At 55.9% G+C, this 18,830-nt stretch carries 17 protein-coding genes; 10 read left to right on the top strand and 7 right to left on the bottom strand.

The genetic code is table 11. The features are described 5' to 3' along the window. Positions 1 to 93: 93 nt before the first annotated feature. Together fkpB and ispH are read left to right on the top strand one after the other, a co-directional pair. Positions 94 to 543 carry an FKBP-type peptidyl-prolyl cis-trans isomerase gene (gene fkpB, locus B3X29_RS02535; RefSeq protein ID WP_103178216.1) on the top strand — a complete coding sequence of 150 codons (450 nt, stop codon included), beginning with the start codon at positions 94 to 96 and terminating at the stop codon, positions 541 to 543. A 1-nt stretch (position 544) separates the two neighbouring features. Continuing rightward, entirely contained in the window at positions 545 to 1,495 is a 951-nt protein-coding gene (ispH, locus tag B3X29_RS02530) for a 4-hydroxy-3-methylbut-2-enyl diphosphate reductase (protein WP_028015471.1), read from the top strand. 19 nt (positions 1,496 to 1,514) lie between these two features. Here ispH and B3X29_RS02525 read toward each other — a convergent pair whose 3' ends face one another. Further along, a complete protein-coding gene (locus B3X29_RS02525; RefSeq protein WP_156653899.1) occupies positions 1,515 to 2,417 on the bottom strand; it encodes a LysR family transcriptional regulator in 903 nt (300 codons plus the stop codon). A 92-nt stretch (positions 2,418 to 2,509) separates the two neighbouring features. Between B3X29_RS02525 and B3X29_RS02520 the strand changes: the two genes are divergently transcribed. Together B3X29_RS02520 and B3X29_RS02515 are read left to right on the top strand one after the other, a co-directional pair. Beyond that, positions 2,510 to 3,151, top strand: a complete 642-nt coding sequence (locus tag B3X29_RS02520; protein WP_159340001.1) for an alanyl-tRNA editing protein — start codon at positions 2,510 to 2,512, stop codon at positions 3,149 to 3,151. 203 nt (positions 3,152 to 3,354) lie between these two features. Further along, complete coding sequence (locus B3X29_RS02515) at positions 3,355 to 4,125, top strand: glucose-6-phosphate isomerase family protein (RefSeq protein WP_103178219.1); 771 nt, start codon at positions 3,355 to 3,357, stop codon at positions 4,123 to 4,125. 28 nt (positions 4,126 to 4,153) lie between these two features. On the opposite strand, the gene B3X29_RS02510 is transcribed toward B3X29_RS02515, so the two are convergent. The 5 genes from B3X29_RS02510 to B3X29_RS02490 are packed head-to-tail and all read right to left on the bottom strand — an operon-like array spanning position 4,154 to position 8,455. Then, on the bottom strand, positions 4,154 to 4,972 hold the full coding sequence (locus tag B3X29_RS02510; protein ID WP_159340000.1) for a PTS system mannose/fructose/sorbose family transporter subunit IID: 819 nt from the start codon (positions 4,970 to 4,972) through the stop codon (positions 4,154 to 4,156). Next, positions 4,972 to 5,769 carry a PTS mannose/fructose/sorbose/N-acetylgalactosamine transporter subunit IIC gene (locus B3X29_RS02505; protein WP_103178221.1) on the bottom strand — a complete coding sequence of 266 codons (798 nt, stop codon included), beginning with the start codon at positions 5,767 to 5,769 and terminating at the stop codon, positions 4,972 to 4,974. The genes B3X29_RS02510 and B3X29_RS02505 overlap by 1 nt, the downstream gene beginning before the upstream one ends. Before the next feature lie 10 nt (positions 5,770 to 5,779). Next, positions 5,780 to 6,274, bottom strand: a complete 495-nt coding sequence (locus B3X29_RS02500) for a PTS system mannose/fructose/N-acetylgalactosamine-transporter subunit IIB (protein ID WP_103178222.1) — start codon at positions 6,272 to 6,274, stop codon at positions 5,780 to 5,782. Positions 6,275 to 6,284: 10 nt separating this feature from the next. Next, entirely contained in the window at positions 6,285 to 6,713 is a 429-nt protein-coding gene (locus B3X29_RS02495) for a PTS sugar transporter subunit IIA (protein ID WP_159339999.1), read from the bottom strand. A 2-nt stretch (positions 6,714 to 6,715) separates the two neighbouring features. After that, on the bottom strand, positions 6,716 to 8,455 hold the full coding sequence (locus B3X29_RS02490) for a class I mannose-6-phosphate isomerase (RefSeq protein ID WP_159339998.1): 1,740 nt from the start codon (positions 8,453 to 8,455) through the stop codon (positions 6,716 to 6,718). Positions 8,456 to 8,638: 183 nt separating this feature from the next. Here B3X29_RS02490 and B3X29_RS02485 point away from each other — a divergent pair, with 183 nt between their 5' ends. From B3X29_RS02485 to B3X29_RS02465, 5 genes are all read left to right on the top strand, one after another. Next, on the top strand, positions 8,639 to 9,646 hold the full coding sequence (locus tag B3X29_RS02485; protein ID WP_159339997.1) for a LacI family DNA-binding transcriptional regulator: 1,008 nt from the start codon (positions 8,639 to 8,641) through the stop codon (positions 9,644 to 9,646). 133 nt (positions 9,647 to 9,779) lie between these two features. Then, a complete protein-coding gene (dapB, locus tag B3X29_RS02480) occupies positions 9,780 to 10,601 on the top strand; it encodes a 4-hydroxy-tetrahydrodipicolinate reductase (protein WP_103178226.1) in 822 nt (273 codons plus the stop codon). Positions 10,602 to 11,056: 455 nt separating this feature from the next. Next, the gene (carA, locus tag B3X29_RS02475; protein ID WP_103178227.1) at positions 11,057 to 12,205 is read left to right on the top strand and encodes a glutamine-hydrolyzing carbamoyl-phosphate synthase small subunit; all 1,149 of its coding nucleotides are present in this window, start codon (positions 11,057 to 11,059) and stop codon (positions 12,203 to 12,205) included. An 18-nt stretch (positions 12,206 to 12,223) separates the two neighbouring features. Next, on the top strand, positions 12,224 to 15,448 hold the full coding sequence (gene carB, locus B3X29_RS02470; RefSeq protein ID WP_159339996.1) for a carbamoyl-phosphate synthase large subunit: 3,225 nt from the start codon (positions 12,224 to 12,226) through the stop codon (positions 15,446 to 15,448). A gap of 188 nt (positions 15,449 to 15,636) precedes the next feature. Then, positions 15,637 to 15,870: a YgdI/YgdR family lipoprotein gene (locus B3X29_RS02465; RefSeq protein ID WP_103178229.1), complete on the top strand. Its 234-nt coding sequence runs from the start codon at positions 15,637 to 15,639 to the stop codon at positions 15,868 to 15,870. A 51-nt stretch (positions 15,871 to 15,921) separates the two neighbouring features. Here B3X29_RS02465 and B3X29_RS02460 read toward each other — a convergent pair whose 3' ends face one another. Continuing rightward, on the bottom strand, positions 15,922 to 18,399 hold the full coding sequence (locus tag B3X29_RS02460) for an autotransporter outer membrane beta-barrel domain-containing protein (protein ID WP_236560481.1): 2,478 nt from the start codon (positions 18,397 to 18,399) through the stop codon (positions 15,922 to 15,924). Positions 18,400 to 18,589: 190 nt separating this feature from the next. Here B3X29_RS02460 and B3X29_RS02455 point away from each other — a divergent pair, with 190 nt between their 5' ends. Continuing rightward, positions 18,590 to 18,760: a hypothetical protein gene (locus tag B3X29_RS02455; protein ID WP_231736585.1), complete on the top strand. Its 171-nt coding sequence runs from the start codon at positions 18,590 to 18,592 to the stop codon at positions 18,758 to 18,760. The last annotated feature ends 70 nt before the right edge of the window (positions 18,761 to 18,830 follow it).

Raw genomic sequence — 18,830 nt, 5'->3', positions numbered from 1 at the left:
CAAACCCGCCGGGCGGCGCTGCGCTTGCACCGGCCTACAATGAGTAGGCCCGGTAAGCGCAGCGCCACCGGGCAAAATGAGTGAGCACTCTGCATGTCTAAATCCGTACAGTCCAACAGCGCGATGCTGGTTCATTTCACGCTGAAACTCGATGATGGCTCCACGGCGGAGTCCACCCGCAATAACGGCAAACCGGCGCTGTTCCGTCTGGGTGATACCTCTCTGTCTGAAGGTCTTGAGCAACAGCTGCTGGGGCTGAAAGAGGGGGATAAAAAAAGCTTTTCACTGGAGCCGGATGCTGCGTTTGGCGTGCCGTCCCCGGACCTGATCCAGTACTTCTCGCGTCGTGAATTTATGGATGCAGGAGAGCCTGAGATCGGGGCGATTATGCTCTTTACCGCTATGGATGGCAGCGAAATGCCAGGTGTGATCCGTGAAATCAACGGCGACTCGATTACCGTTGACTTCAACCATCCGCTTGCCGGGCGTACCGTTCATTTTGATGTAGAAGTGCTGGAAATCGATCCGGCACTGGAGGCCTGAAATGCAGATCCTGTTGGCTAACCCGCGCGGCTTCTGCGCCGGTGTAGACCGCGCTATCAGCATTGTTGAAAACGCGCTGGAGATCTACGGCGCGCCGATTTACGTGCGCCATGAAGTGGTACACAACCGCTACGTGGTCGACAGTCTGCGCGAGCGTGGGGCGATCTTTATCGAGCAAATCAGCGAAGTGCCGGACGGCGCTATTCTGATCTTCTCCGCGCATGGCGTTTCCCAGGCCGTGCGTAACGAAGCCAAAAGCCGCGATCTGACCGTATTCGACGCTACCTGTCCGCTGGTGACGAAAGTGCATATGGAAGTGGCCCGCGCCAGCCGTCGTGGTGAAGAGTCGATCCTGATTGGCCACGCCGGTCATCCGGAAGTCGAAGGAACCATGGGCCAGTACAGCAACCCGGAAGGGGGGATGTATCTGGTTGAGTCCCCGGAAGATGTCCTGACGCTGAACGTGAAAAACGAAGCCCGTCTGTCGTTTATGACGCAGACCACGCTTTCGGTTGATGATACGTCGGATGTGATTGACGCCCTGCGCCAGCGCTTCCCGAAAATCGTCGGGCCGCGTAAAGATGATATCTGCTATGCAACCACTAACCGTCAGGAAGCGGTGCGTGCCCTGGCTGAACAGGCGGACGTGGTGCTGGTGGTCGGCTCGAAAAACTCCTCTAACTCCAACCGTCTGGCCGAACTGGCGCAGCGAATGGGCAAGGCGGCGTTCCTGATTGACGACGCGACGGACATCCAGGAAGCGTGGGTTAAAAACGCGGCCTGTGTCGGTGTCACCGCCGGGGCTTCCGCGCCGGATATTCTGGTGCAGAATGTGATTGCTCGCCTTCAGGAGTTGGGTGGGGGTGAAGCCGTTCCGCTGGAAGGGCGCGAAGAGAACATCGTCTTCGAAGTCCCGAAAGAGCTGCGAATCGACGCCCGCGAAGTAGAATAAGGTTTAAAAATGCCAGTCATCAGGTGACTGGCATTTTTTCATTCAGATAGTTGATCATGGCTCGCATTCTGGCTGGCATATGCTTGTTACGCGTCCAGAGCAGCCATAAATCGCCCGAATAGCTGCTGATAAACGTCCACTCCGGCAGAACCTGTACAATTTCCCCTTTTTCAAGCGCCTCACGCGCCGTAAACAGCGGTAAACTCCCGATACCTACATGGTGTTTGACCGCATCCAGCCGCACGCCCGTGTGGTTAGCCGCGTAGCGGCCGTGTGTCTGTACCATCTCCGTTTTTCCCTGTGAGGTAAATTTCCAGCGTGAATCGGCCGGGGTTTCACCGAGCGAAATACAGCTATGCCCCCGGAGGTCGTGCGGATGCTGAGGCGTGCCTGCGCGACGAAGGTATTCTGGCGTCGCGCAAATAATATGGGTTACCGGCATCAGCGGTTTTCCGTACAGGCCTGGCGAAGGGGTATCGGTGATCCGTAATGCCAGATCGACACCGTCATCGATCAGATCCATGTAGCGATCTTCCAGGCGCAGGCAGACATCTATTTGCGGATAGCGCGCCAGGAATGCTGGCATCAGCGGATGGATCACGAACCGTCCCACGGCTTTCGGTACGCTTATCGTGAGCTTTCCCTGCGCAATGGTTTGCAGACTACTGCCGGAATCCATTGCCTGTTGGGCCGCGTCCAGCATATCCAGGGCATGTTCATAGACCGATTTTCCGGTTTCGGTAAGCGCCAGCTTGCGCGTGGTACGGTTCAGTAACTTACACCCCATCTCCTTCTCCAGGCGTGAAACACAGCGGCTGATCGCTGAGGGGGTCGCGCCCGTAATACGGGCTACGGTTGAAAAATTGCCATGTTCGACAATGGTAACGAAGGTCGCGAGATCGGGAAGCAGTGCAGGTTTCATTTGTGCATACCAGGCAAGAGTGCATTGTTTGAAAGCCAGATTATCGATGCTTAAGTGATGAATATACTGTCAGGGTACAGAGGAGAACAACCATGACAGAACGACTTTATTACATCAGTGAAGCGACGGAAGGCCGCGCGAAAGTCATCCGTTGCACTGAAGAGGCGGATGGCCGTTACGCCGTCGAGCTGGATCAAACCCTTTTCCATCCGCAGGGTGGCGGACAACCAGCAGATCGGGGCTTCATCGCTGGGATCGCGGTGGAGAGCGTGAACCTGCGTGGAGAGCAGGTCATTCACATTCTGGCCCGGCCGCTTATGCCTGGTGAGGTGGACATTCAGGTGGATAAAAGTGCGCGGGTGCGACATTCCCGCTGGCACAGCGCAGGCCATTTGATCGGTTATGCCGGCGAGCGATGTGGTTGGGAACCGGTAAAAGCCCACCACTGGCCCGGTGAAGGACGGATTACCTTTACGGCCCGGGACCTTAATAGCGCAATGCCTGATGCTAGCGCGCTGACAGTTCTTATTAACGGCTGGAAAGCGGACAATCTGCCCCGTCATACAGCAATGGAAGCGGGCAGACGCCAGGTTCGCTTTGGCGATCTTCCTGCTTATGCCTGTGGCGGAACGCATGTTAGCCAGCTGGCGGAAATAGGTGAGATGGAGATCCTGGGGATGAAAATAAAAAAAGGGCAGTTGGTCGTCACTTATGCCCTTCACGAGCAGGCGTAACTGGAGCGTGATTAACCCGACAGAGCGGAAGGCTTCGCGGGAGGGGGACAGGTTAATCTGGTAAGCTTGTTGTGTTGTTCTCCTCGGGCCGGAGATAAACATGAATCCTGATATTACCCCGCCACCCCAGGTGGCATCGGCCGGCGGTTATGCGCTTCGCGTATTTGCCGCTGAACTTCACCCACAGGGATGGGAGGTCAGCCATGCTTAACGTTGGGCTGGATATGACCATTACACACCGTCCATTGGGTTTTAGCTACGGAGGCGACGTCACTGGCCCGATGCCGGAGATCCGAACGCTGGATCAGATCCGTCCGTCGCTGCGCAATCCGGACTGCGAAGGGCCAGAGCAGGTGTATGCCATCGCGATGGACGTGGCGAGGCTTGCAGACAGAGAGGAGCTGGAAAAGCGGAAACTGCTGTTTGGCGTGGTCACCTATGCCGCGGGTACGCTCGGCGATGAGCCGGTGCGTAGCCAGGGGCATGTTCACCGTATCAGCCAACACAGTGGATGGTCACCGCCCGAACTGTATGAGATCTGGCAGGGGAAAGCGATCGTCTACATGCAAGAGTATGTTGATGACGATCCCGGCCGCTGCTTTGCGGTGCTGGCGGGGCCGGGTGAAAAGGTACTGGTGCCGCCGGGGTGGGGCCATGCCACTATTTCCGCCTCGCCGGAGGAGCCCTTAACCTTTGGCGCCTGGTGCGACAGAGAATATGGCTTTGAGTATGAGGCCATTCGCGCCCGCAGGGGGCTCGCCTGGTATCCGCTGGTGCAGGGGAGGCATATCGTCTGGCAACATAATAAGCATTATATGGCAGGCAGGCTGCAGATGATTACGCCGCGCTGCTACAGCGAGTTTGGCATCACCGATGCGCCTGTCTACCAGCAGTTTATTGACGATCCCGCCCGCTTTCAGTTTATCTCCCGCCCGGATAAAACGGCGGAGCTATGGCGCAACTTCCATCCGTAACGTAAGCCGGGGCATCGCCCCGGCTCGTTTAACCGGCAAACAGACCGGATGCCACGCCAAGCGCGGCCAGCACCAGCAGTAGCAGCATGGCTTTCACCGGCGAGACCCCTTTTTTTGCCATCAGATACCAGGTGCCGAGCACGACCGCCAGCGGCAGCAACTGCGGGAAGATCCCATCGAGCATCTGCTGAACGTGGATATTCACCCCATCTTTAGTGATGAACTCCAGCCCGGTGCCCAGCTTCACGTAGCTTGCCGCCACGCCGCCCATGACGAAAACCCCTAGCAGCGAGAGCGCCTCACGCAGGCGTGCGGATTTGCTGCTTACCAGCATCTCCACCGAGCCGGAACCCATCCGGTAGCCCTTAAGAAACAGGAACCAGGAGCCAGGGAGCACGATCGCCAGCCAGGCGATAGCATAAAAAAGCGGCCCGAGAATATTCCCCCCCGCCGCCAGCGCCATTCCGATACTCAGCAGAATGGGGATCAGCATGCCGGGGATCATTGAGTCGCCGATGCCGGCGATCGGCCCCATCAGGCCCACCTTCAGGGTATTGATGGTGTCGCCGTCAATGGGTTCAACGTTGGCTTTTTTCTCTTCCAGGCCCAGCACCATGCCGTTAACTATCGCGCCAATCTGCGGTTCTGTGTTGTAGAACGAGGCATGACGGCGCAGCATTTCGGTGCGCTGCGTTGCGTCCGGATAGAGCTTTTTTGCCACCGGCAGCATGCTCAGGCAAAAGCCGAAGGATTCCAGGCGTTCAAAGCTCATCGACGACAGGTTATGCATCATCCATGCCCGCCAGCAGCGGCGCAGATCCTTACGGGTGAGTTTACGTTCTTCCATCAGAATTCATCCTCGTCGTCGTGCGTCGGTCTTGCGGCAACGGGTTGCGGTGCCTCCGGCTTGTAGTTGTAATGGATCAGCGCCAGCAGCGCGCCGACAATCACCAGCGCCACCATGTTCAGCTTCAGAAAGACAATGCAGACGAAACCGACCAGGAAGTAGATGAGCATGGTATAGCTTTTGATGATCTGCTTTAACAGAATGGCGATGCCCACGGCAGGCAGGATGCCGCCCAGCACGTTCATCGTGGAGAGCACGATTTGTGGCAGGCTATCCATAAAGCTGCTGATGTACTGGGCACCAAAATAGACCGCGATGAAGGCCGGAACAAAGCGCAGTACAAAGTTCATCGCCTGCGGCCAGATCGCGCTGTTGAGAAAGAGTCCCCGTTCGTCGCCGCGTTCCAGCGCAACATCCGCCCGGTGGTTCCAGTACGAATTCAGGACCATCATGGCGTTAAAGAGGATGGTGCCGGCGATGCCAATGGTGGCCGCCAGGGCAACGGCGACTTCGGGACCTTTACCGGAGAGAATGCCAAGGGCTATCGCAGGCCAGGCGACGAAGTTTAAATCCGCTGGCATCGAGCCGCCCGGGGTGACCATGGCGATATAGACAGCCTGAACCGCCACGCCAATCATGATACCGGTTTTTACGTCGCCAAGGATAAGCCCTACCAGCATGCCCGAAATCAACGGCCTGGAGATGAGATACCAGCCGCCTGTCAGGCCGAACAGCCAGGGACTGCTGAGCGCCCCGAGATAGCAAAACAGGCCGATTAATGATGCTTCGACAATCATTTCTGGCTCCTTATTTTATTTTTTGTTTAGCGTCCTGCCAGCTAAAGAAGCTGGCATCCGGCACCAGGCGAAACTCAATCACATGGCCCCGTTCGGCAAGCCACTCAAAGGCTGCGGCCTCCTCAGCGCTGACGGACTGGTTAGGCCCGATGGTCGTGGTGTTGGCGCGGGCGCTCATTGGCCCGACATTAATTTTCCCGTTGCTGTTTTTCAGGCTAATGCCCGCCTGTTCAATGCGCTGCAGCGTGACCGGTGATTTGCCGATCACGAAATAGCGTTTCTCGCTGGCAATGACCTTCGGCAGCTTCTCAATGGCCGTAGCGGTATCAAATAGCCACACTTTGGTATCGGATACCGCCCCTTTCATGACCGACGAGAGCAGTGGGTCGGCCGCGACGGCATCGTCAATGGCGACGATGCCGTCGCAGGGCAGCTCTTTTGCCCAGCGTGTGACCAGCTGGCCGTGGATTACCCTGTCATCAATGCGTACGAAAGAAATCGTCATAGCTCTCTCCTTAAAAATCGTCTGTCTGTTCGGTCACCACGTGCCTGGCCTGGATGAGCGTGGGGAAAGTCAGTTCAAGAAGCTGTGCGGCGGCTTGTTGCACATCGTCCAGCTCAGTGACCTCATCGGTTTGCAGCAGCATCGGGAAATTCACCCCCGCTACCACGGCGATGGGCGGCTGGGTTAAGGGGTTAAACGCGGCTTCGCAGGCCACGTTCCAGGGCGTGCCGCTCTGCATATCGCACAGCACCAAAATGCCGCTGGCCCCCTCGCTGGCCTGCGCCAGAGCGGTAGTGAAATCATGGCGAAATCCTTCAATGCCTCTCTCTCCGGTGAGGCATACGGCGCGTAGATTTGGCAGTTCGCCATAGACCATCTCCCCGCTTTCCAGCAGCGCGGCGGCCAGGGGGCCGTGTGTGGCAACGATAAACTGAATCATGCTTACCCCCTTACCCAGGCTTTAACGGTGGCCAGTTGCTGGCCGATGCCTTTACCCCAGGGAGAGATGCGGTATTCGCCCACGGCAGCAGGGACGATAAAGGTTTCGGCGTAATGCACCACGAAGGGTTCAAAGGCGTTGTCAGGACTGTCCACTCGCGCTTCTGCCCCCTCCACCAGGTTCAGCACGTTTACGCCGCCTTCCGTGTTGTGCAGGACTGGTTCGCTGAACCAGTGACGGCGGGTTTCAATAAATTCGCGTTCGTGCAGGCCGGTGCGCTCTTCGCGCCAGCCCTTTCCTTCGCTGACAGGCTCAAACTGGTTCACGAGATGCTTCTGTACCCAGCGGGTGTCACGCTGCCAGTCAATGACCTGCTCGCCATGCTCGAGGTGAACAGGGCGGGGCAGACCGTCCATGCCGAGACGGCCCCAGTCCCAGAGTTTGAAGGTGAAAATGTAAGGCGTGGCGCTGATCTCCAGCACCATCGTGCCGGAACCTGAGCAGTGAACCGTGCCGGCGGGGATCAGGAAGTGATCGTGTTTATGCGCCGGGATCTTGTTCACAAAGCGGGCGTCATCGAAGGCTTTTTCACCCTGAGCGGCGCGTTTGAGATCGTCCATCATTGCCTGTGGGTGGGTGCCGCTCACGGTGCCCAGGTAAACCACCGCGCCGGGCTCCGCCTCCAGAATGTAGTAACTCTCATCCTGGGTGTAGTGCATACCGAACTGCTGCTGGATGTACTCCGTTACCGGGTGCACCTGAAAGCTCAGGTTCTGCCCGCCGATGGTATCGAGAAAGTCGAAGCGGATTGGGAATTCCGCGCCAAACCGGGCGTGAACCTTTTCCCCCAGCAGCGAGCGGGGCTGAAGCAGAACCAGGTCCTGGGAGGGGATCTCGATCCGCACCGCGCCAAAACGCAGTAACAGGCTGTTTTCCTCGGGCACGCAATCAAAACACCACGCGTAGTTGGGCGCGACGGGATCGAGATCGAACTGTTGTTTCATCCACTGGCCGCCCCAGACGCCGGGATCGAAGAAGGGCACCACGCGGAAAGGACGCCGGGTGGTGTGCGCCAGGCCCGCGCGCAGGGCGTCTCCGCAGACCATCGCCGGTGCGTTAGCGAGGGTGGTATCCAGCAGGAAATCAGCGCGTTTAAGCAGCGGTGTTTTGTGGCGATCGAACACCCGCCACTCAATAAAGAAGGCGCGCTTATAACGGCGGAGCATATCTTCAGTCTGGTTTTCGACGCCCCAGTTGCCCAGCTCGCCTTTGCGCATACGCTGCTGAATTTCCCAGCGCGGCAGATCGGCGTAGACCAGCACGTCGCCCGGATGGACCAGGGCAGCGCCGGAGCCATAAATCACCACCAGCCCCTCTTCACAAGCGGTGACCTGCTCTTGCAGAGCCTTTAGCTTCTCCCTGTCCATAAATTCCACTAGCTGGTGGCATGAAAGCACGCCAAAAACGCGGTCATCGGTGAGGTTACGCGCCAGCATCGCATGCAGCGCATCCTCATCGCGGCGGGCCCGTTCGGCATTAATCGTCAGCGCCGGACGGAGCGATGAGAACAACATCTGCTCCAGTTCGTCGAGACGTACGCCGGGATAGCAGTCGATAACCAGCACGGTGCGTTTCGGGAGCTGTTGCTGTGCAAGCGAACGTCCAATCGCCTCCCAGCCCTGCCAGGCGCGGTGGTCGAAGCCGCTTATGTTGACTTCAGGGTGTTTATCGTAGGTGGTCATAGTCTCTCTCCTTCAATATTGATTAGGTTATTCGATTAACCGGCTTTGAAAAGAGTGGTTAACGCGATTAACCCGGCATTCCGCGGCATTTACGGGTAATCTGCGGCGGTTCTGTGAAGGAGGTCACAGGGAAAAATGCAAAAATTAGGTTATTCGATTAATCTAAAGAAAAAAGGAGTCACCATGACGGGAATAACGCTGGCGGACGTGGCAAAACGGGCAGGCGTATCAACTGCAACGGTATCAATGGTGCTGTGCAACAAGGGGCGGATCTCCCAGGCCACGCGGGAGAAAGTACGCCGGGCGCTGGACGAGACGGGCTACGTCTATAACCAGACGGCGGCTAATCTGCGCAACCGGCGAAGTAACCAGGTCGGGCTGCTGCTTCACGATATTACCAACCCCTTCTACGGCGAAATGACGGCGGGGCTGAGCCACGAGATGGAGCGCCACGACCTGCTGCTGTTCCTGGCCAACAGCGAAGAGTCTTCATCGCGCCAGCAGAAGTTTGTTGATTCACTGATGCGCAACAACGTCTGCGGCATGGTGCTGTGTGCCGCGCGCGAAACGCCGCAGGCCTTTTTTGATGGCCTGAAGCGCCGCACTATTCCGGCGATTATGGTGGTGCGCCCGCTGAACGATCCAGATTTTGATTTCGTTGGCACTGATAACTTCCTCGGCACCCAGTTAGCCACGGAGCATCTGTTGCGGATGGGCCATCGCCATATCGCCTTTATCGGAGGAAGCGCGCGCTCCGGCTCGCGGGCGCAGCGCCTCGGGGGATTTACCAGCAAGCTGCTGGAGTATGGCGTAACGCCGAATCCGGAGTGGATCGTCACCGCCCAAGCCAGCCAAAGTGACGGGGCGCGCGTTGCGCTGGCTCTGCTGTCGCGCCATCCGCAGATCACAGCGGCTATCTGTTACCAGGACATCGTGGCGCTGGGCGTTATGCAGAGTTTACGCAAGCTGGGGCGCGAGCCGGGCAGTGATTTTGCGCTGGTCGGGTTCGATGACATTACCGAAGCGGGACTGGTTCAGCCTGCGTTAACCACGGTCTCCGTGGCCGCCAAAGAGATCGGTCGTAAGGCGGGCGAGCTGCTCTTTAGCCGCATTCAGGGGAATGACGAGCCGCCAAAGCGGATCATCCTGCCCCCTACGCTGGTGGTGCGTGAATCGTGCGGTTTTCGCTGACACCTATGTTTTTTACTGATATCTGACCCGTTTTATCATTAAATTCTAATTATCGGCGTTTTCAGATGGCGGCAATCTTGCTGGCTGGTTACTCTGGAAACGATTTACATCATTTTAACGTAAGAGAATAACTATGCATGATGCACAGGTCCGTGTCGCAATTGCGGGCGCGGGTGGCCGTATGGGCCGTCAGTTAATTCAGGCTACGCTGCAGATGGATGGCGTTGCGCTTGGCGCCGCGCTGGAGCGCGAAGGCTCTTCTTTATTAGGCGCGGATGCCGGTGAGCTGGCAGGCGTGGCTAAGACGGGCGTTACCGTGCAGAGCAGCCTTGATGCAGTAAAAGATGACTTTGACGTGTTTATCGATTTTACGCGCCCGGAAGGCACGCTGCATCACCTGGCGTTTTGCCGCCAGCACGGCAAGGGCATGGTGATCGGCACCACCGGTTTTGACGATGCGGGCAAACAGGCGATTCAGGATGCGGCGAAAGTCATCCCTGTCGTATTTGCGGCCAACTTCAGCGTGGGCGTGAACGTGATGCTCAAGCTGCTGGAGAAAGCGGCGAAGGTGATGGGCGACTATACCGATATCGAGATCGTTGAAGCGCACCATCGCTACAAAGTGGATGCACCGTCAGGTACGGCCCTGGCGATGGGCGAGGCGATTGCCCAGGCGATGGATAAGGATCTGAAAACGTGTGCCGTCTACACCCGTGAAGGTCATACCGGCGAACGCGTTCCGGGCACCATTGGTTTTGCCACGGTGCGTGCCGGTGACATTGTAGGCGAACATACCGCGATGTTTGCCGATATTGGTGAGCGCGTTGAAATCACCCATAAGGCTTCCAGTCGTATGACTTTTGCAAATGGGGCTGTACGTTCTGCTATTTGGTTGAAAGGCAAAAAAGATGGTCTTTTTGACATGCGAGATGTGCTTGATCTTAACAACTTGTAATCATAGTTACCCTTCGTGATGTGGTTATTGCAGTCGTAATTAATTGATTGCACAGGGCAATATTTTATTGCCCTTTAATTTTGAAGTCTTTGGCATAGTTTTTATATTAACTTCCCATAAATCTTCTTTTTCACCTCTATTTTTGTTTCAAACTTGTGAATTTTGACCAAATGGTCCACTTTTTTGGACCGCAACGGCAGTTCTAACAATAAAATGGGTTAGCAAGCGTTTTCCCAGGTGATTTAGTTGGTCTTTTTGCCCGTTAACAACTCTCTTTCCCACCAGTGGCATAAAAATGACAGACAAAACCCACTTTTTGAGTTGACTTTCCCCTGCTTAATCTCCAGAATGCCGCCGTTTGCCGAAAATCCACTGGCAGCAGATTTGCATTGATTTGAACCCTGGTTATGAATTAATATGCAAATAAAGTGAGTGAATATTCTCTGGAGGGTGTTTTGATTAAGTCAGCGCTATTGGTTCTGGAAGACGGAACCCAGTTTATCGGTCGGGCCATTGGGGCAACAGGTTCGGCGGTTGGGGAAGTCGTTTTCAATACTTCAATGACCGGTTATCAAGAAATCCTCACTGATCCTTCCTATTCCCGCCAAATCGTCACTTTAACTTATCCCCATATTGGTAATGTCGGCTCCAACGCCGCTGATGAAGAGTCCTCCCAGGTCCACGCACAAGGTCTGATCATTCGTGACCTGCCGCTGATTGCCAGTAACTACCGCAGTACTGAAGACCTCTCTTCCTACCTGAAACGCCATAACATCGTGGCGATTGCCGATATCGATACCCGTAAGCTGACGCGTCTGCTGCGTGAAAAAGGTGCCCAGAACGGCTGCATCATCGCTGGCGACAACCTGGATGCGGCTCTGGCGCAGGAAAAAGCCAAAGCCTTCCCGGGTCTGAACGGTATGGATCTGGCAAAAGAAGTGACCACCGCTGAGTCCTACAGCTGGACGCAGGGTAGCTGGACGCTGGCTGGCGAACTGCCGGAAGCGAAAAAAGAGGAAGAGCTGCCGTTCCACGTGGTGGCCTACGACTACGGCGCCAAGCGCAACATCCTGCGTATGCTGGTGGATCGCGGCTGCCGCCTGACCGTTGTGCCGGCCAAAACCCCGGCAGACGAAGTACTGAAGATGAACCCGGACGGGATCTTCCTCTCTAACGGCCCGGGTGACCCGGCACCGTGCGATTACGCTATCGACGCGATTAAAACTTTCCTTGAAACCGACATTCCGGTATTCGGCATCTGCCTCGGCCATCAGCTGCTGGCGCTGGCGAGCGGTGCGAAAACCGTGAAGATGAAGTTCGGTCACCACGGTGGCAACCACCCGGTGAAAGATATCGACAACAACACGGTAATGATTACCGCACAGAACCACGGTTTTGCTGTCGATGAAGCCTCCATGCCTGCCAACCTGCGCGTCACGCACAAGTCGCTGTTCGATGGCACCTTGCAGGGCATTCATCGTACCGACAAACCGGCGTTCAGCTTCCAGGGACACCCGGAGGCAAGCCCAGGCCCGCACGATGCCGCGCCGCTGTTCGATCACTTCATCGAACTTATCGAGCAATACCGTAAGACCGCTAAATAATCAGGAGCCGAGAAGACCATGCCAAAACGTACAGACATAAAAAGCATCCTGATCCTTGGCGCTGGCCCGATCGTTATCGGCCAGGCCTGTGAATTTGACTACTCTGGCGCTCAGGCGTGTAAAGCCCTGCGTGAAGAGGGTTACCGCGTTATTCTGGTGAACTCCAACCCGGCCACCATCATGACCGACCCGGAAATGGCCGATGCGACCTACATCGAGCCGATTCACTGGGAAGTGGTACGCAAAATCATCGAAAAAGAGCGTCCGGATGCCGTACTGCCAACCATGGGCGGCCAGACGGCGCTGAACTGTGCGCTGGAGCTGGAGCGTCAGGGCGTGCTGGAAGAGTTCGGCGTGACCATGATTGGTGCCACCGCCGACGCGATTGATAAAGCGGAAGACCGCCGTCGCTTCGACGTGGCAATGAAAAAAATCGGCCTCGACACCGCGCGTTCCGGTATTGCACACAATATGGAAGAGGCGCTGGCGGTTGCCGCTGACGTGGGTTATCCGTGCATCATCCGTCCTTCCTTCACCATGGGCGGCACCGGCGGCGGTATCGCTTACAACCGTGAAGAGTTCGAAGAGATTTGTGCCCGCGGTCTGGATCTTTCTCCAACCAACGAGCTGCTGATTGATGAATCACTGATCGGCTGGAAAGAGTATGAGATGGAAGTGGTGCGTGATAAAAACGACAACTGCATCATCGTCTGCTCTATTGAAAACTTCGACGCCATGGGCATCCACACCGGTGACTCCATCACCGTGGCACCCGCCCAGACCCTGACCGACAAAGAGTACCAAATCATGCGTAACGCCTCGATGGCGGTACTGCGTGAGATTGGCGTCGAAACCGGCGGCTCTAACGTGCAGTTCTCGGTTAACCCGAAGAACGGTCGTCTGATTGTTATCGAGATGAACCCGCGTGTATCCCGCTCCTCTGCGCTGGCATCGAAAGCCACCGGCTTCCCGATTGCCAAAGTGGCGGCGAAACTGGCGGTGGGTTATACCCTCGACGAGCTGATGAACGACATCACCGGCGGTCGTACTCCGGCCTCGTTCGAGCCGTCTATCGACTACGTTGTAACCAAAATTCCTCGCTTCAACTTCGAGAAATTTGCCGGCGCTAACGACCGTCTGACCACCCAGATGAAATCTGTCGGCGAAGTGATGGCCATTGGCCGCACCCAGCAGGAGTCCCTGCAGAAAGCGCTGCGCGGTCTGGAAGTGGGCGCCACCGGTTTCGACCCGAAAGTAAGCCTGGATGATCCGGAAGCCCTGACCAAAATCCGTCGTGAGCTGAAAGACGCGGGCGCCGAGCGTATCTGGTATATCGCCGACGCCTTCCGTGCGGGCATGTCCGTCGATGGCGTCTTCAACCTGACCAACATTGACCGCTGGTTCCTGGTGCAGATTGAAGAGCTGGTGCGTCTGGAAGAGAAGGTGGCAGAGCTGGGCATCAACGGCCTCGACGCTGACTTCCTGCGCATGCTCAAGCGTAAAGGCTTTGCCGACGCGCGTCTGGCTAAACTGGCGGGCGTACGCGAAGCGGAGATCCGCAAGCTGCGTGACCAGTACGACCTGCACCCGGTCTACAAGCGTGTGGATACCTGTGCGGCAGAGTTTGCGACCGACACCGCCTACATGTACTCCACCTATGAAGACGAGTGCGAAGCGAACCCGTCCGTTGACCGCGACAAAATCATGGTGCTGGGCGGCGGTCCAAACCGTATCGGCCAGGGCATCGAGTTCGACTACTGCTGCGTACATGCCTCCCTGGCGCTGCGCGAAGACGGTTACGAGACCATTATGGTCAACTGTAACCCGGAAACCGTCTCGACCGACTACGACACCTCCGACCGCCTCTACTTCGAGCCGGTAACGCTGGAAGATGTGCTGGAAATCGTGCGTATCGAGAAGCCAAAAGGGGTTATCGTGCAGTACGGCGGCCAGACTCCGCTGAAGCTGGCCCGCGCGCTCGAAGCGGCAGGTGTACCGGTTATCGGTACCAGCCCGGATGCGATTGACCGTGCGGAAGACCGCGAACGTTTCCAGCACGCCGTTGACCGTCTGAAGCTGAAACAGCCGGCTAACGCCACCGTTACCACCATTGAGCAGGCGGTTGAGAAGGCCAAAGAGATCACCTACCCGCTGGTGGTGCGCCCCTCCTACGTGCTGGGTGGCCGCGCAATGGAGATCGTCTACGACGAAGCCGACCTGCGCCGTTACTTCCAGACGGCGGTCAGCGTCTCTAACGATGCGCCAGTCCTGCTGGACCGCTTCCTGGACGATGCGGTAGAAGTGGATGTGGATGCTATCTGCGACGGCGAAAGAGTGCTGATTGGCGGCATCATGGAGCACATCGAGCAGGCGGGCGTGCACTCCGGCGACTCCGCATGTTCTCTGCCAGCCTATACGCTGAGCAAAGAGATTCAGGACGTGATGCGCGAGCAGGTGCAGAAACTGGCCTTCGAGCTGCAGGTACGCGGTCTGATGAACGTGCAGTTTGCGGTGAAAGACAATGAAGTCTACCTGATTGAAGTGAACCCACGTGCGGCACGTACCGTCCCGTTCGTCTCCAAAGCCACCGGTATCCCGCTGGCGAAAGTGGCGGCGCGCGTGATGGCTGGCCAGACGCTGGCGCAGCAGGGCGTAACCAAAGAGATTATCCCGCCGTACTACTCGGTGAAAGAGGTGGTGCTGCCGTTCAACAAGTTCCCGGGCGTTGACCCGCTGTTAGGGCCAGAGATGCGCTCAACCGGTGAAGTCATGGGCGTGGGCCGTACCTTCGCGGAAGCGTTCGCCAAGGCGCAGTTGGGCAGTAACTCCACCATGAAGAAACAGGGCCGTGCGCTGCTCTCCGTGCGAGAAGGCGACAAAGAGCGCGTGGTGGACCTGGCGGCGAAGCTGCTGAAGTATGGCTTTGAGCTGGATGCGACCCACGGCACCGCGATTGTGCTGGGTGAAGCGGGTATCAACCCGCGTCTGGTGAACAAGGTGCATGAAGGTCGTCCGCACATTCAGGACCGTATCAAGAATGGCGAATATACCTACATCATCAACACCACCGAAGGGCGCCAGGCGATTGAAGACTCCAAGCTGATTCGCCGCAGCGCGCTGCAGTACAAAGTGCACTATGACACTACCCTGAACGGCGGTTTTGCGACAGCGATGGCGCTGAACGCGGATGCCACCGAGAAGGTGATTTCTGTGCAGGAGATGCACGCGCAGATTAGCAAGTAACAAGCCTGTTATCGTAGGGCGGGTAAGCGAAAGCGACGCCGGGCAAATGGCGGGTGGCGCTTCGCTTACCCGCCCTACGATGGCTGCCTCCCTCTTCAGAACCTTCTGCTTTCTCATCTCCCATCAGTCAGTTAGCCTAAAATTATCAGGTCGATAATTAAATCCAACTGAAAAGCAGGGAGAACACCATGCGTAAGAATCTTTTGCTGACTTCAATTTTTACTGCCGCAGCACTATTTACCGTTGCAGGTTGTTCCTCTAACCAGGCGGTGAAAACTACTGACGGTAAAACCATCGTCACCGACGGAAAACCGCAGGTAGATGACGATACTGGAATGATGTCTATTGATAATGCCGAAACCGGTCAGACGGAACAGATTAACCGCGATCAGGTGAAATCCATGGGTGAACTGGATAACTGATAAAAAAATGCAGTGGCCTGCGCCACTGCATCGGTTGTTGCGGTAACAGGATTACCAGCGGTGATTTAACAGGATATGACCGCCATAGGCGTCGTAGCTGTTTTCGCCCCATTCGCCGCTGGCGCGCAGCGAGATCAGGGTGGTCTCGTTCAGCTTGCCCGTTACGCCCAGCTCCAGCTGTGCGCGGTCGTCCGGGGTATCGTTGCTGAAGGTTTCGCCGTTGAAAGCGATGTCGTTCTGTCCTGCCCCTTTCAGCCAGTTAACTGCCACATAAGGCTGCCAAGCCTGAACATCTTTCTGGTCAAAGTAGCTGGATTTCACCCCTACGCGGCCAAGTACGCTGTCGTTATCAAGGGTAGAGATCCGTACGCCGTCGGCATCCTTATGATTTTCCTGGTCCAGGTAGCTGTAAATCGCCTGAATTTGCGGCTCGATTTTCCAGGTTCTCTCGTTTTCTGAGTCAACAATCCAGGCATGGCCCGCTTCCAGCGACACGGCAAAACCGTGGCTGTTGTAAGATTCATTGTCGCGCCCATCGCTTCTCAGGCCGTTGTGATACCAGCCGTAAGAGGCCCAGCTGTCGATATAGCTGCCTTTACGCAGCTTCTGATCTTCCTGCCAGGTGGCGTAGACGCCAACGTTCACACCATCGACCTTGCCGTGCGCGGAACGGTGGCTGCCGGTAGAGGTGGAGTCGGTTTTCGCCTGGCCTGCGCCAAACATCATCCCACTATGCAGAACACCAGTATCCATCTGCTTGCTGATGAAATCGCTGCCAACCTGCATGACGTACTGGGTCGTGTCATAGTTTACTTTTCCGCCTGCCACGTCATTGTCGTGATAGCGGCCTTTGACATACATCCAGGTATTGAGATCCTCACCATCGCGCAGCGTCAGCTGATCGCGATCGTCACGTTTGTGCAGGAACATCCCCTGGGCTGCCAGGTAGTTACCCATATAGGCGCCGACTTCAGGGGCCATGTTAGACGGTGCTGGTGGGGTATAGCCACCATCATCAGGGTTGGTATTGTTGCCGTTATCATCCGGCTCTGGTGCCGGCTGAGGGGCTGGCGTCGGGTCTGGCGTTGGATCGGGTGTTGGCTCGGGCGCAGGGGAAGGCGAAGTGTTCGCAGATTCCAGGTACCAGTTACCGTCGGTGTGCTTGTTCAGGCTGTATTCCCAGGCACCGGCAACAACAGGTCGGGAAAGGGAGAATGCGGCGTCGGAGTTACCACTAACTTTGACAACCTGCATACCGTTAACGGTTTGCGCACCCAGACCACCGATATTCGAGATGCGGATACCGGACTGGCCGGCGCTATCACCGGTAATGGTCAGGTGATCGGTAGCAGAATCATCCTCTCCCAACACGCTGTTCATCAGGATCTGGCTACCGCTCGTCCCGGTATAGTTGCCGTTAATGACGAATCTGTTGCCGACGTGGTCATTAAGACCATTGACCTGCAGCGTACCGCTGTTGGTCACATTACCGTTGATGGTATTCGCAGTTGAAGGCGTTACGCTATTGCCAGAGATGGCATTCCAGGAGGCGAGGGTACCGCCGTTAAGAATATTGATGTTGTTATTAACGGTTCCGGCGCTGGCAAAGGTTGCTCTATTGCCAACGGTGACGGTAGCGGTATTGCCGCTGGTGCCCAGGGTTGCGCCTTCTGCGATCAGGGTGGTACCGCTATTCAGTAGGGTATTGCCGGTATAGCTGTTATTGCCGGTCAGGGTTAACAGATTAGCATCGATTTTTTTAACGTTGCCGCTGCCGGTAATATCCCCTGCGAAAACAGAGTCGGAGCCCTGGTTGAACGTGAAGGTGCCGTTATTGGTCAGGGTGCCGGTCAGAAAGCCTGTTTGGTCACCATTACCCAGCTGAAGATGGCCTGCCTCTGAAATCAGGGTATTACCGGCGTCGTTTTTTACGATGCCCGCCAGAGTCAGTTTACCTGAGTTGATCTTAATTGAGTCACCCGCGCCGATAATATCGATGTTGCCGGTCAGTGACCAGTCAGTACCGTCCATAGACAGCGAAGCAAAGCCATCACCTGCGTTCAGGCCGCGGAAATTGCTGTCTTCTGAGCCGCTATCCAGTAACGCTAAGGTGTTTGTTGTGGAATTGGTGGAGATGACATCGCCATCAAGCACAGATCCTTGCCCCAAAGTCAGCGTATTAGCCTGGGTACTCTCAAAGGTAATTGCACTTTCTGAACCTTTTATCAGGCCATTATTTCCTATATTAAGTCTGTGATTACCCGTGACGACAACACCGTTAACATCAGCCTCGATCTGCCCCCGATTATTAAGATTACTTTTGCCTGAAGCATCAAGCAGGATACCGTTATCGGTGCCGCCTTTTAACATTCCATCATTATCAATGATGACACTGGCACCGGAGGTGAACGCGGTTTTACCTTGGATCGTACCGGTATTTGCGATGTTGACGTTACTTGAATCTTCATGAATTTTAATACCGTATTCTGCCCCCAGAATTTTACCGGCGTTGTTTATGTCCCCACCCATATTTTCGACATAAATTCCGGTGGCACCCGTGGATTCGATTAATCCACTTTGCTGGTTATTTATGATTACTTTTTGTGAGCCAGTAGCGATAAGCATTCCATCGCCTACGCCAGACACTTTCCCATAGTTCGTGACACCGTCAATTACCTGCCCTTTGACCGTAACAGTGGGCATGTCAGTGGAATTGGTAATGCTGACATCTTCAGGAATGATGTATGTATTATCTGATGAAAAAGTCTGTGGGGCATCCGTGTTGTCATTAATTATGATTTCTGCGGATACCATTAACGGGGTAAATACTATTAATGCTGATAAAGCTGGAAAAATATTTTTCAACGATGCCGTTGTCTTATTTAATTGAGGGGTTTTGCTTGTCATTGTCACATCCGTTTTGTGATTTAAGAAAGCGTATTTTAGTAATGAGGTGATTT

Source organism: Leclercia sp. UBA5076, from assembly GCF_002416465.1.
Lineage (GTDB): Bacteria > Pseudomonadota > Gammaproteobacteria > Enterobacterales > Enterobacteriaceae > Enterobacter.
The sequence above is the reverse complement of the archived record's forward strand: the minus strand, read 5'-3'. Positions and strand labels throughout refer to the sequence as shown.